Below are 14,405 nucleotides of genomic sequence, written 5' to 3'. Positions count from 1 at the left end.
AAAAACATTACCCTTGGTTATTACCCAAAGGCTAGGAAGCTACTAATGGTTAAGCACCTAAGCGCCGGTATTAAACTCACTGGCAAAGGAGTTTTACCGTTAGATTACAAGCAACAATTAAACACACTTGCTTTGCAAACTGTAAATTAGCTTTTGCTATACTATTGCTCCATGAAAACCCAGCGGTAAATGATAGGGTAATTGCATTGAAGCCAACGGCCCTTGACCTATTTTCTCCGCATCAAAAACAGCAACACCACTTTTAGCCGATCCATAATCCAACCACGTATTAATGATATAACCTTGCCCTTCTCTATTACTATTTGTTTTGGCTATAAATAAAGGCTCTTCAACATGGGCTGTATCACCAAAACTATAACTTTGACTTTGGCCTGATTGCGTGTTCAATCTTGTGATTGCATTAAACTCTTTATGTGGATTATTTTTGCTTATTCCTACGCCATACTGCAAAGCCGATGACTTAGCAGCGAAACGCTTATCAAATTGCAAAAATTCCATATATGGTTCAGCCCAGTTAATCGATACCTTGTTAGTAACAAGATTAAGCCTAAGCTGCGCTGCTTTAGCTGGTTCATGCGCAATACGATTTTGGTTATTGTCTATATTAGCCATTACATCAGTCATTACAGTTGCATCTGGATACAGACATAAGTTAACAACTAGTTCATTATTTTGTTGCCAACTATTTCCAAAATGAAAAACAAATCCAGCTTCAAGCTCCATCTGGTTAACTACTTGCAAACTATGCTTATCAACCACTAATACCCGACTGCCTAATTGTTTTTGCCATTTAAATCGTTCTATATAAGTTTCTCCCAGTTGCTGTAACATGGGTGGCAAATAAAATATTAAATACTGCTCTGTCACTGCAAAATCATGAATATAACTATGATGTGGCAGTGGTAAAAGTTTATAGCGTTTTATGCCTCCTTGCGCCGTCAGTTGATACACTACAATGCAAGGTTTACCTGTAAAAGAAATATCACCAAAGTTCCAAATCGTACCATCGCTATCAGCATGAGGATGAGCTGAAAAAGGAACCCCATTTAATTCAGACCCAAAATCAACCTGTCCTTTGGTTGCGAGTGTTTCTTGATCAAGGCGATACGGCGTACCCGCTTCCCACATAGCCCAAAGCTCACCGGCCATTGGTAACAATGCCGTATTTGCAGTATTGAATACTTGGGTATTTTTTGCCGGTTTTGCATTAGTAATTATTGAGCCTGCACCATTATATAAAAACCTTCCTGCTTTACTCTCTTCGACAAACTTCTGTGTTTGTGTAAATTTTCCTTGATGAGTGACACCGTGCTGTGAAAATTTAAATTGATTAACAAACCCATCGCCATCAAACCAATGGCTGTAACGCTGCCCTGCCCGCTCTTGCATACCCGGGCCATTGCGGAAAAATGTTATACCTTGTAACTGAACGGGTAGCTCACCTTGCCAAGGTTCAAAATGTGGATCAATATTATCCGTTACCCCTTGCCAACCTAAAAAAGAAGACTGTATAGCAGAAGAATGACTTGGCTGTGGCTTTGCATTTGCTCCAAATACCGCAGGGCATTGGCTAGCGATGATTGCGCATGTGCTTAAGTATGTTGATTTTTTTAAAAATTCACGACGTAACATAGCAATATCCTTAATCAATCGAAATTTGAATAGTGTGATCAACATCACCGACAGCAAAGCGTAATTTGTCAAAACTTGGCGGCCCCATTAAACGAGGATTATTACTAAAACCATATGGCTCATTAGGAATACCAATCATATTACGATTGAGCTTTTGATTATTATCTAAATCTTGGTAAGCCAAAATGGCGTAATCACCGGCGCTTAAATCGCTAAATGTTACTGTAGTCTGTAACTTAGTCACGGCCCCTTTATATGCTAGCGTGGCTTTATTTGACTCCATAGCAGAGACTGAGTCATAAAGCACCACATATATATCACCTTCAAGCTGTGTAATCCCCGCAATATCGACCGTTAATTCGGCAGCTTGTGCAGCTAAGCTACTGATTGCAAATGCACTGGTAAAAACTAATTTTTTAAACATAACAAGCTCTTTCTAATGTGGCTTAACACCTATTGCTAAGCTGATGTAGCTACTGTAGAAAAGTCCCACATATAATACAGGTGCCAAAAGTCATGTTTTTTGAAATTAGTTTGTTTATGTCTTAGTATTAAGCAAATTTATTAACATCGCGTTTAAAAACCCGCATACTGTTTTATTGATTTAAATTAATGAGTCATTGCTGTTTTATTGCTATTTAAAGACAAGCTAACGTAAACTAAAGCACTTTGTTTTTTTGCTGGAAGCGAAATGCAGTCACCCTCTTTATTGACACTAAAAAAACCTATTAACTGGCAACTAACATTAGCGGGCTTACTAGGCTGCGCCACAGTTATGGCGCTTACTTTAGTAACTAGTCAAGCCACATCGCTATTAAGCAGTTTTCTCGCTTATATGCTGTATATACTAAGCTTTTTAGTGATTACACTGACAAATGGTGTAAACCAAAATCCTCGCAGTTTAAGCTGTTTTATATTTTTACAAATACTGGCAACTTTAATATTAGGCTGGATATTACACACCCCATTAATTTATATTTTATTGGTGATTATAGCAGGGCAACTGCCTTTCATTTTTAGCTCGAGATACGCTTTAGTCCCGATGGTTGCTGCTCATAGCTCACTTGTGCTGGTGCTCTTTTTTAGTAAAGAAAATGCTATTTCTCTGTGGCATGAATTAACACTAAGTAGTGTCTACTTGGCTTTTGAGATTTTTTCGTTTGCCGCCAGTAAAGTTGCCGTCAAAGAAGCTGCAACAAATAAAGCATTAACACTGATGAATGCACACCTTGCTTCTACACGAAGTTTACTAACCGATAGTATTCGTCATGGTGAGCGCCTTGAGATCAGTCGTGACCTGCATGATATTTGTGGCCATCAACTTACCGCATTAATTTTAAATTTAGAGTTTGCCGCACAGCAAACAGCCAACTCAAATGATGACTCTTCTCATGCTACATTGATCCAATCACGCGACTTAGCAAAAGCATTACTGAGTGAGATCCGCAACATGGTTCGCAGTATTCGTAACGACGGTGATATTGATATAAAAACAGCACTCAATGAAATTGCAGATCGGTTACCTGGTTACAATTTTGCTGTTAACATCGACAATGCGCTGCAGATCCATTCCCATAAGCAAGCCGAATGTATATTAAGAGTGTGTCAAGAAGCAATTACCAATGCGATTAAGCATAGCCAATTTAAACACATTGAAGTGCGACTATCACAGACCAACAAAATGTTAGCCTTAGATATTATTAATCAGCAATCCCAACAAAGTGATTTGAATTTCGGCTGTGGTTTAAACTCAATCAAAGAGCGGGTAAGTGAATATCAAGGCTGTATGGAAATCAAGCAAACGCCAGAGCGTTTTTGCTTACATGTCACCCTCCCCCTTAAGGACACATTATGATCAGACTAGCCATTGTCGACGACCAAGCACTGATCCGCGAGGGGATCGCCAATTTACTCTCTTTAGCGGACGAATTTACCGTCTGTTGGCAACTCGACTCAGGCATCAAAGTATGCGAGCAGCTATCCTCTGATCCCATTGATGTACTATTAATGGATATTAGGATGCCTGGCGTCAATGGTATCGAAGCACTAACCCAACTTCGCAAACAGCATTTTGATTGTAAGGTAATTATCTTAACAACTTTTGATGATCCGCAGTTATTTGTCGATGCAATGCAAGCAGGAGCTAATGGATTCTTACTCAAAGATGTCGACACCGAAAAGCTTCATCATGCAGTCCATCGTGTGTACAACGGACAAACCTTAGCAGAGCCAGTGTTATTAAATCAGCTAAATGCAGCACAGCTGTCGACCTTTGGGGATAATGAAATTGAACCGCTGAGTGAACGCGAAACTGATATTTTAAAACTGATCGCAGCTGGACTATCTAATAAAGAAATAGCTCAAGCCATTTTTTTAGCTGAAGGAACCGTTAAGAATCATGTATCAAGCTTACTGGCAAAGCTCAATACCCGCGATAGAACCCGCGCAGTACTTAAAGCATTGAGCGCGAAAATTATATGAATTATCTTACACAAGCTTTTTAAGTACATGTTTATTTTACAGTATTACCAATAAACAAACGATATAACTTATATTTCTACTTTAGATTAAACATCTACAAACTCAGCCATTCAATCAAAATACTAAATCTGCGCTCAGGTTACTTTAGCTTCCTAGCCTTTGTTATTACCCAAAGGCTAGGAAGCTACTAATGGTTAAACGGCCTGTTGATGGATTACTAGATAGTCCTAAATCAGGATTAATATTACCAGAATGCAAGGCATTACTTGGATATACAATAAGCCTATTCGGTTTCGCCTCTAGTGAGGCTATTTGCTCAAACAATGTTGTATCACTGGAAATATAACTAGGACGTTCGTGGAGCCTTTGAGCAATGGCTTGCTGTTTGATCATTGCACGATACGGTGCGAGTCGCTGCTGTGTTATACGTTCAAAGCCAGATGCTTTATGCCGATACAAGGACGTTCCACCATATGCTTTTGCACATAAAAAATGCACAGCAGCAAGCTGGTTAACACTAGGAGTATCAAAGTGAGGCAACATTTGAATGGGCCTTAATTTTGTTACCGGTGTTGTGGCAATTGAAAACGCAGAAAAAACCACTTTCATGTCATTGCTATCGATAAAATTGAACGACGACTTTAAGATAGGGAGTAACTCTTTAAGTTGCTCACTATAGTTAGCCGGTGATGGTTTGCGAACCCCTGGGTATAAATCTCCATTAGATGCAGTAAATGCCGAGCTATGATTAACGTTTTCACAAGCACAGGTGATGAGTTCATTATAGTTTAAACTTAAATCATCAATCACTAAAACAGGTATGCGCTCATTACCAACAACTAAGCGTGTAACTTTCATTGCCGGGTTTAAAAAAGTAGCACTAGTCATGTACACTAACTAACTGCTGATTTTTACGTTCAATAAGTGGATACAGTTGACCCAATGAATTGATCATCGTGTAGATTGGTTTAAGCTGTTGTGCTTTATGTAAACGCCCTATTTGTTCAGGAGCTAGTGCCGCTACTTTCTCTTCACTTACCGTATATAGACCGTTTAAACGTGAACTTTGCTTATTGCAAAAGGTAACGTCAAGGGAAAGAGGCTGCACTAAATTAAGTGCTAACAATGTGTCGATCAGTGCTTTATTTTCTATTTCGCCTTGCAATAAATACCCTAAGCATTGTTTCATTTTAACAAAATAATCACTATCTTCACCGCTGTCAGTAAATAATACCTGGATGTCATTGACGTTATTTTGCGCTGAGTCGCGAACTATCGATGGGCTGTCTAAGTTTATACAAACCGCATAATCTCCCGCTTCTTCAGCTTGTATATCACCGACAAAAAATGGCTGCCTTTGTAACTGTAATGGTATGTAAACTCCTTGCCATTGACCGTCTTTCGAAAATAAATTTTCATGTTGCTCAAAACCTAATAATGCCGTTAAGGTAAATTCGCCTGTTTCACCACTCTTAGCAAGTACGATCGGATGTTGCACAGATACTTGGCTAAATTCAGCAACCACAACGGGAAGCATATTTTGCGTGGCACTGTGTTCTTGAGTTTTCGCGATATCAATTTTTAAATGTTTGTGAGCACTGTAATTAATTGCAACTAAATTAGTCATATTGTTCTCTTTATTCTTTATATTTCACAGCACAATTAAATTGCACTAAGCCCATGCAGCTTAATTTTATCAAGTAACTCTCTGTTACTAGGTAATGTTGAAACTGCTTGCTGAATCATATGTTTATTTTTAGCAAATTGACTCTGTGCAAATGTTTTATCATTTAATAAGTGAGGTGAGTTGCTGTAATCACTTTTAAAGCCCATTCCATACAAGACATACTGATAGCTTGCAGCAGGAAACACTTCATTATTACTCGCAAAATCATAATCAGCAGGAGCGCGATATTGCCAAAGTTGCATTAAATCTTGCAAGCTTTGTGGGATCGTTTGTGGATCGCGATTATCTATCCAAAACGCATTATCGGTGCGCTTACTCAAAATATAGTGCAGCTTTAAAAAGTCGATTATTTTCCCCCAGCGGTAGAGAAATGTATCGTTAAAGCGTTTCGCTGTAATATCCATTACCTCGCGAGTCGTTGGCAATTGCTCGCTAATCATTTGCGCTGACATCTCAACTAACACAAGAGCAGACGCTTCAAGTGGCTCTAAAAAGCCAGCAGACAATCCAACAGCAACACAATTATTTTGCCAAAAGTGACTGCGATGGCCACTTTCTATCGGAATTTTTCTGATTGTCAGTGAATCAATCTTATCGCCTATATAGTCGGCAAGTCTTGCCCTTGCTTGCGATTCAGTACTGTGTTTGCTCGAATACACATAACCAACACCACGGCGATGTTGTAAACCTATGTCCCAGATCCAACCTGCTTCTTGCGCCGTCGAGATGGTATGTGAAGCGATTGGGCTACTGTCATTTTCATAGGGTACCTGTACTGCTAAAGCCGTATCTATGAATAAAACATCACGATAGGATTTGAACGGCACTTGATAATGACCTCCGAGCAATAACGATGAAAAACCACTGCAATCAACAAATAAATCGCCACTTATATTTCCGGCCTGCTTTGTTGTTAAACTACCTATATCACCATTTTCGATGCTGTTAACTTTAGTAACATCAGCTAAAATATGGGTTACACCTAAATTTTCGATGCAGTGTTTTTGTAAAAACACTGCAAATTTAGCTGAATCTAGATGATAAGCGTAATTGGCGACAGCGCCATATTCAGGCGTTCTGATCGTCTTTGGCGCAAGACCTTGCTCGCAAAGTGCTTCTTGAAAACATACCGCATTAGAAAACGATGATGATTGCTCGCCATCGTTTAACCAATATCCTGCCATATCTGTTTTAGTGAATCCTTGCGGTAAAACCAATGGGTGATAATAATAATCATCTTCGCCACCATCCACCCATTGTGCAAACTTAGCACCTTGTTTAAAACTAGCGTCACACTCACGGATAAAGTCGGTTTCACTAATACCCAAAGCGATTAAAGTGCTGCGCATTGTTGGCCAAGTACCTTCACCAACGCCAATAATTGGTACGTTTGGCGATTCGACTAACGTGACCTTGACGCCAACGTCCGTATTACTCTTATGCTCTGCAGCCAATCGCCCCGCAGTTAACCAACCCGCAATACCACCACCCACGACAATCACTGTGTTTATGCTTTTTTCTTGTTGTTTCATTTTAATACTCGCGTGGATTACAATTAAAAGTGACTTTTAATCAATACATAAAAGTCACTTTATTTACCCGATTAATGCCTAGAAATTACCGCGAATACCGAACATGAAACGTCGACCGCTGTCTTCAATTTGTAGCATTTGATTAGCAAAACGACCTCGTTTGTGAACATACTCTTGAGTTAGATTAATGCCTTCAATAAAGACTGTGACGTGTTCTGTTAAATCATAACTAATGTTCGCATCAAGCTGTGCATAGTCTTCTACAATAGTTACACCATCACCATTAAGTTGACTTAACGATTGCACAAAGCTGTCTCGCCAGTTGTAAGCTAAGCGAGCTTGAAAAGAATCATTTTCATAAAAACCTACCACATTATATGAATCACTTAAGCCTGTAAGAGCAAACACTTGAGTAATATCTGCAGCATCTAACTCTTTGTTACTATCTACAATAGTGGCATTAACCATAAAACCAAAGCCACTGTCGAAAGTATGCTGTAGAGCAACCTCCCACCCATCAACAATTGCTGATTCACTGTTATTTGGTATGGTATTGGTAAACACCGCCGTGGTGTCTGCTGGATCTGGACTATCAACATCATTACCTGTGGAAGGATCAGTAAGTAGACCGCCACCGGGCAGTTCAAAGGTTAAGTCTTCAGTGGTATTGATAATAAAATTAGCAACATTTTTTCTAAAATAACCTGCCGATACATAACTTGCATTGCCGTAGTACCATTCAAGAGATAGATCTAAGTTATCAGAAGTAAAAGGAGCTAACGCTGGATTACCAGAGCTGGATGTTAAATTGCCACCTTGCCGCGTTGTTTCTATCACTGTTACCGGTGACATACTATCGAGCGTCGGTCGAGTGATTGTTTGTGATACCGCAGCACGGGCAATTAAGTCATCATTGATTTCGAGCTTAAGACTAAAATTAGGTAAAATGGCTTCATAGTCAGAATTAGCTGAAATAGATTGAACATTGCCATAATTAGCTAACATTTCTGTTTTATCTAAAATTGACAATGAGTTAACTGGTTCATCGCTTCCGTTCACTTCAACATCAGTCGTTTCATACCTAAACCCAGCTGAGGCAAACAAGGGCATACCCGCAAGCTCTGATTCAAAATCAAATTCGCTATACAAAGCAATTGTGTCTTCTGTTATTTCAAATGACTTATTACGCTTTACTGCATCAAAGCTAATTGGCTGCCCATTTGCAGCGGCATATTGCTCAAGATAAGCAAAGTTTGCTTCACCATCATGTGCAAGCCAAGATGTTGGCATACGACCACTACCACTGACGTTATCTAAAAAGTCATCGCCGGCATCAAATACAAACTGTGCGAGTCCGTCCATACTAGGCATATCTGGGTAACCACAGAAAGTACAATGTATACCTACACCTTCATTATCCCAACGTTCAAGACTTTTAGTTTCGGATGAATACATTGCACCAAATTTTACGGCTACAAGACCCGTATAACCATCGTTGTACCATGTACTATCCCAACGAAATTGATCAACGGTATCTTCGACCGCCCAGCCACGACGCAACATAACATGAGCTCGGCTATTTGCCGGATCTAAATGATTTGAGACCCCATCAGGGCTAATTGCCGGGTTATATGCGCTGCTATCTAGCTCCTGTTGACCACTGTAAATACTGTCATCAGCCGATGCAAACTCACTCGCATAAGGTAAGATCCCTTGATCAACTTGAAAGCGCACACGGTTTGCATAACCAATCAAAGATAACTGATCACCTCGGCCATTATTTGCTTCACGCTCAGCCTTTGAATGACTTAAATCAAAATTCATTTTTAAATTATCGTTTACGTGCCATTGTAAATTAAGCCCAAGCGCACTGGAGTTTGTTAAACGATCGAATTTTTTAGCGTGCATATCCGTTGCAAGCCCGACTTCTTGATAAAGATCAATCACCGTGCCATTTTCGTCAACAGTTGGTCCATCAGCATTACCAAACCCTTCTAAATTGGGTGCAGTAAACCAGTGTCCATAAGACGTTGTATCGGCTTCAACATCAAAATCAGAATACAGTGCATCGCCAGTAATCACTACATCATCAGACGGGGCATATTGAATAACTAAATTAGCATTGGTGCGAGTGCGCGTCTCTGTGGTTACTTTATGATCATAATTACGGGGAGAAAAAATATTGCCAGTATAAGCTTGTCCGCTTTGTGTTTGCGGCTTAGGCACGCCAACATTTTCTAACCAGCCATCTACTTGTGCTTGATTTAACCGGGTTCTACGTTCTTGACGTGAGACAGCGAATAACAAACCTAGCGTATCGTCATTAAATGTATTACTAATTAATCCTGATACCTCTGGCGTTGTTTCTTCACTATTGTCGTCATAAATACCTTTTATGCTGCCGGCTACTTTAAAGCCATTAATAGCAAATGGACGAGCGGTATTTACATTGATTGTTGAGCCTATACCGCCTGACTGCTTTGTTGCGGTTGATGTTTTAAATACATCTAAACTCTTTACCAGCTCCGACGCGATAGTATCAAAACTAAATGCTCGGCTTTGGTTTTCAGATGCCATTTGGCGGCCATTGACTAACACGGTATTAAATTGCGGGCCGAATCCCCGTACCGTGATTAATTGCCCTTCCCCGCCGGAACGGTCAATCGAAACACCGGTGATACGTTGCAATGACTCAGCTAAGTTAGTATCGGGGAATTTACCAATATCTTCTGCTGAAATAGAATCGACGACTCCACCCGCTTCACGTTTAGCATCCATTGCGCGTCCAAGTGATCCTCTTATTCCTCTTACTTCAATTATTTCCGGTCCTTGTTCTGCGGTATCGGCTACTGCAGGTAGTGTAACGCTACTAAGCACTGCGAGTACGGCACTCGCCACCCCGTTTTTTTTATAATTAGTCATGTTGTCATTTCTCTCGAAGCGTGGATCTATCGAAATAGATATTTGCCCATCTTCGCTGACATGTGATTGCAAGCCTGTCCCTGCAAGTAAACTATTTAATGCAGTTATTATTGAATACTCACCAGTAATATTATTAGTCTGCAACTGTTGGATTTTATCCAACGGAAACAACAAGGTAATATCAGCTTGCTCTGCAAAATTAATCAGCGATAGATCAGCCCTTTGTCTTGGAATATCAAACATAATCTTGCCATTTTTGGTATTTGCTTGAGCCTCTGTATTAAACAAAGTAAAAACCAAAACCAGTACACAAAAATGAAGCTGAGATGTTTGATATTTCATGTGCATGGTTTTTCGCCATACACAAAACAAAGACGAGTGAGTTTTTATTTTCCCCCATAAATATTTTCGATTATTTACAAATAATATATATTTTTGACTAGTCATACTGAAAATTGCTAAGCCTTTTTGTTTTTATTATTACTAAAATACAACGGCGAAATATTCAATTTTGAATAATGTTTCGCTTGCAAAGTAATTGCTGTTTTTATCCGCTAAACCCATTTCTAAAATTGCTGCATATCGTCAATTAGAACAAGTAATTAAAAAGTTTAAATCGTATTTAAAGTATCTATTTGGGTGTAAATATCTAAGTACTTAGTGATGTAAATTAAGATAATTTTTACGCTGTTTTTTTAACAACCAAAGAAGCACCATACGATGCTAAGTAGCTTAGCGCCAAGACCCGAACTCTTGATTGCTAAAAACTGTAGTACAATTAACACTGTAATTACAAGCTTTAAGCAAAACGAGAAATAGACCGGTAAAGGGCAATGGGTAACGTTATATTAAAAAAATGCGATTAAATGGTTTTTGCCTAGTGGATTTTTTTATCTCAATCGTCTTACTAAGTATTGGCATAAAAATAATAACAGCAGAGCTAAATCCGATGAGAAAACGTTAATGACGAAAGACACACTACTTCACAAGGCTTATTTAGTCTCAAGAAAAAGCATTTCGCGAGTTGTGGCTAAAATTGTGCCACCTCATGAAATTGAAGATATTGTGCAAGAAACGTATGTGCGTATATGCAAAATTGAAAACAGCGACAATATTAACTCTCCCAAGTCATTTATCTATAAAACTGCGCGTAATTTAGCATTAGATTATCAAAAACAGGCCAATATACGCTTGGTCGACGGTATTGATAATATGGAAGCGCTTGAGCAACTTCTGTGTGAACAATACAAAGATGAGATGTATGAGAGCACACTTACCGATAATGAATTTTCGAATTTTTGTGAAGCAGTAAGATTGCTTCCGATACAGTGTCGAAAAGTATTTGTATTAAAAAAAGTGTATGGCTATTCGCAGCGTGAAATAGCTGCACAATTGGAGCTTAGTGAAAGTACCGTGGAAAAGCATATTGCAACAGGCATGAAAAGATGTACGCTGTTTATGCGTCAATCAAATAAAAGCACCTATAATGAGCCAGCCCCTTCAGCAAACCTCAGTGCAGGAGGCAAATATGAGTAACATTCATCAGATCCATCAATCTTCCCAAGATAGTAATCAAGTTGAAGATGAACGCTTAGATCAAGCGAGTGAGTGGCTAGCCAAACTTGACCGAAACCTTAGCAGCGATGAAAAAGAAGCACTTAAAGCTTGGCTTGGAGATTCTTACAAAAATGTTGAGGTTCTGCTAGAAGTTGCACAATTGTGGGATAAAATGAGTGAGTTAAGTCGTTTATCAGACTTATTTCCACAAGCATCAAAACAACAACAAAAACTCCCTGTGTGGTTAGGCGCAATAGCAGCATCCATTTTATTGGCTGTTGCGCTTAGCTTTTTTCAAGAAACATTTAATTTTTCGCTGTTTAACCAAGCGAATAAATCTGCGGTAGTAGCAAAACAATTAAACTTTCAAACTGCGATTGGAGAAAGTAAAGATATTATTTTGCCTGACCAAAGTAAAATAACACTCAATACAAATAGTTTTGTCCATATTAAATACACTCCATCAGCCCGAGTAATCAATCTTCTTCGTGGTGAGATCCATATTGATGTCGCACATGATACCTCACGGCCTTTGAGTGTCGTCACTGGTAATAAAATAATCCAAGCCGTTGGAACTGCGTTTAATGTAGAGGTAAACAATAAACAAATAGAACTTATTGTTACCGATGGAAAAGTATTAGTTGCTCAGCAGTATACAACCGCTGTACCTAACCTCTCAAATAATGGCACTTCTAGAGTTGCAAAAGATGTATCGCTGCATTCCACGCCGGTATCAAAGGGTGAGAAACTCAATTTAGACTTTAAGGGTGAAATTACCAAAAAAGTTGAAAAAATTGACGCGATTGATGTGGCAGCAAACTTATCTTGGCGTCAAGGGAGTATCATTTTCAGAGGCGAATCACTTAGCGACGCAATGACCGAAATTAGCCGCTATACCAATATTAACTTTGAGCTTGCTGATGACGAACGTTTGAAGCAAGTACACGTTGCAGGCATGTTCAAAACTGGCGACGTTAAAGGTCTACTCGAAGTGCTTAATAATAACTTTAATATTAGTTATGAAAGAGTCAGCCCCGATAAAATCATGTTAAAATATGCGTCGCCTCACACTACTATATAATTCGTTACAACAATAACCAGGTATATCACCATGACAACACCTTTATCGTCGGGCAAGATTAATAGCCCGAATCACTCTTTATCAACAAACACCCATTCTCTACTTTACGTTATATTTATATCTGGCGTTGCAGCAATTGGTGGCTTTTTATTTGGCTTTGACTCCGGGGTTATCAACGGAACTGTGTCGGCGCTTGGCAAAACATTTAACTCAAGCAGCGTCGCAACAGGGTTTAATGTTGCGTCGGTTTTACTGGGTTGTGCTCTTGGTGCGCTGATTGCGGGCCCGCTTGCTGATAAATTTGGCCGCCGCTCAATTATGATCATCACTGCAGTAATATTTGCCATTAGCGCGTTTGGTTCAGGCATTGCAGACAGCTCCGCTGAATTTATTTTTTATCGTCTATTTGGTGGTCTCGGTATTGGCGCTGCATCTGTATTGGCACCCGCTTACATTGCTGAAGTCGCACCTGCGGCTTTGCGTGGACGATTAGCAACACTGCAACAATTAGCGATTGTACTTGGCTTATTTGCTGCTTTTTTAAGTAACTACCTGATCGCTTCGGCGGCAAACGGCGCTGAAGGTATTTTTATTCTTGAGCTGGCGGCTTGGCGCTGGATGTTTTGGGCAGAACTTGTACCTGCAGGATTATTTCTGTTGGGAGTATTATTTATACCAGAGTCGCCGCGTTATTTAGTTGCCCAAGGCCAATTAGAAAAAGCCAAAGCTGTATTTAAAAAAATATCTAATGATGATGCCCAATCACAAATAAACGATGTTAAGCAGTCACTTCATGGCGATAAAAAACCAAGTATTCGTGACTTATTTATTGACGGTAAAAAGAAAATACACCCAATTGTATGGGTTGGTATCGCTTTGTCTGTTTTTCAGCAATTTGTAGGCATTAATGTGGTCTTTTATTACGGCTCTGAGCTTTGGCAAGCAGCGGGTTTTGATGAATCACAATCTTTATTCATCAATGTATTAGCGGGTACTACCAATATTTTATCTACTTTTATAGCAATTGCGCTTATCGATAAAGTAGGCAGAAAACCATTATTACTAGTAGGTAGTATTGGTATGTTTATTAGTTTAAGTGCATTAACTTATACCTTTGGTAGCGCAGGCCTCGATGCGGCAGGTAAACTTGCATTAACTGACAGTATGGGCACGTTTGCACTTATCATGGCTAATCTCTTTGTGGTATTTTTTGGCTTAAGCTGGGGACCTGTTGTATGGGTACTATTAGGCGAAATGTTCAATAATCGTATTCGAGGGGCTGCTTTAGCTGTTGCAGCAAGTGCGCAATGGCTTGCCAACTTTACAATTACCATGACCTTCCCGATTATGCTCGGTAGTATTGGTTTAGCTGGTGCCTATGGGTTTTATGCTATTTCGGCCTTTATTAGCGTATTTTTTATTGTTAAATATATAAAAGAAACACGTGGTATCAAGCTAGAAGCCATGTAAAAGTTGTTTAAAATGGCGAATG

11 protein-coding genes are annotated in these 14,405 nt (G+C 39.4%); 5 read left to right on the top strand and 6 right to left on the bottom strand.

Annotated features, from left to right (window positions below; genetic code table 11):
* Window positions 1-156 precede the first annotated feature (156 nt).
* On the bottom strand, window positions 157-1,653 hold the full coding sequence (locus tag H5183_RS16225; RefSeq protein ID WP_182732185.1) for a carotenoid oxygenase family protein: 1,497 nt from the start codon (window positions 1,651-1,653) through the stop codon (window positions 157-159).
* Window positions 1,654-1,663: 10 nt separating this feature from the next.
* Entirely contained in the window at window positions 1,664-2,077 is a 414-nt protein-coding gene (locus H5183_RS16220; RefSeq protein ID WP_145240580.1) for a DUF2141 domain-containing protein, read from the bottom strand.
* A 267-nt stretch (window positions 2,078-2,344) separates the two neighbouring features.
* Between H5183_RS16220 and H5183_RS16215 the strand changes: the two genes are divergently transcribed.
* On the top strand, window positions 2,345-3,508 hold the full coding sequence (locus H5183_RS16215) for a sensor histidine kinase (protein WP_182732184.1): 1,164 nt from the start codon (window positions 2,345-2,347) through the stop codon (window positions 3,506-3,508).
* A complete protein-coding gene (locus tag H5183_RS16210; RefSeq protein ID WP_145240576.1) occupies window positions 3,505-4,134 on the top strand; it encodes a response regulator transcription factor in 630 nt (209 codons plus the stop codon). The genes H5183_RS16215 and H5183_RS16210 overlap by 4 nt, the downstream gene beginning before the upstream one ends.
* Before the next feature lie 165 nt (window positions 4,135-4,299).
* Here the strand turns inward: H5183_RS16210 and H5183_RS16205 are convergent, their stop codons facing one another.
* The 4 genes from H5183_RS16205 to H5183_RS16190 all read right to left on the bottom strand — a co-directional run bounded on the left by H5183_RS16205 (window position 4,300) and on the right by H5183_RS16190 (window position 10,722).
* Window positions 4,300-5,022 carry a DUF6445 family protein gene (locus H5183_RS16205; protein ID WP_259397361.1) on the bottom strand — a complete coding sequence of 241 codons (723 nt, stop codon included), beginning with the start codon at window positions 5,020-5,022 and terminating at the stop codon, window positions 4,300-4,302.
* On the bottom strand, window positions 5,015-5,761 hold the full coding sequence (locus H5183_RS16200; protein WP_182732183.1) for a SapC family protein: 747 nt from the start codon (window positions 5,759-5,761) through the stop codon (window positions 5,015-5,017). The genes H5183_RS16205 and H5183_RS16200 overlap by 8 nt, the downstream gene beginning before the upstream one ends.
* A 35-nt stretch (window positions 5,762-5,796) precedes the next feature.
* On the bottom strand, window positions 5,797-7,353 hold the full coding sequence (locus H5183_RS16195; protein ID WP_182732182.1) for a tryptophan halogenase family protein: 1,557 nt from the start codon (window positions 7,351-7,353) through the stop codon (window positions 5,797-5,799).
* A 78-nt stretch (window positions 7,354-7,431) separates the two neighbouring features.
* Window positions 7,432-10,722, bottom strand: a complete 3,291-nt coding sequence (locus tag H5183_RS16190; RefSeq protein WP_182732181.1) for a TonB-dependent receptor — start codon at window positions 10,720-10,722, stop codon at window positions 7,432-7,434.
* 516 nt (window positions 10,723-11,238) lie between these two features.
* Here H5183_RS16190 and H5183_RS16185 point away from each other — a divergent pair.
* The 3 genes from H5183_RS16185 to H5183_RS16175 are packed head-to-tail and all read left to right on the top strand — an operon-like array spanning window position 11,239 to window position 14,383.
* Window positions 11,239-11,811: an RNA polymerase sigma factor gene (locus H5183_RS16185; protein WP_145240567.1), complete on the top strand. Its 573-nt coding sequence runs from the start codon at window positions 11,239-11,241 to the stop codon at window positions 11,809-11,811.
* Window positions 11,804-12,913 (top strand): FecR family protein, encoded by a 1,110-nt coding sequence (locus H5183_RS16180; RefSeq protein WP_145240565.1) that lies wholly within the window; start codon window positions 11,804-11,806, stop codon window positions 12,911-12,913. Before H5183_RS16185 ends, H5183_RS16180 begins: the two co-directional genes overlap by 8 nt.
* A gap of 30 nt (window positions 12,914-12,943) precedes the next feature.
* Window positions 12,944-14,383, top strand: a complete 1,440-nt coding sequence (locus H5183_RS16175) for a sugar porter family MFS transporter (RefSeq protein ID WP_220493069.1) — start codon at window positions 12,944-12,946, stop codon at window positions 14,381-14,383.
* Window positions 14,384-14,405 lie beyond the last annotated feature (22 nt).

The sequence above is a fragment of the Pseudoalteromonas sp. SR44-8 genome (genome assembly GCF_014163635.1).
Taxonomy (GTDB): domain Bacteria; phylum Pseudomonadota; class Gammaproteobacteria; order Enterobacterales; family Alteromonadaceae; genus Pseudoalteromonas; species Pseudoalteromonas rhizosphaerae.
The sequence above is the reverse complement of the archived record's forward strand: the minus strand, read 5'-3'. Positions and strand labels throughout refer to the sequence as shown.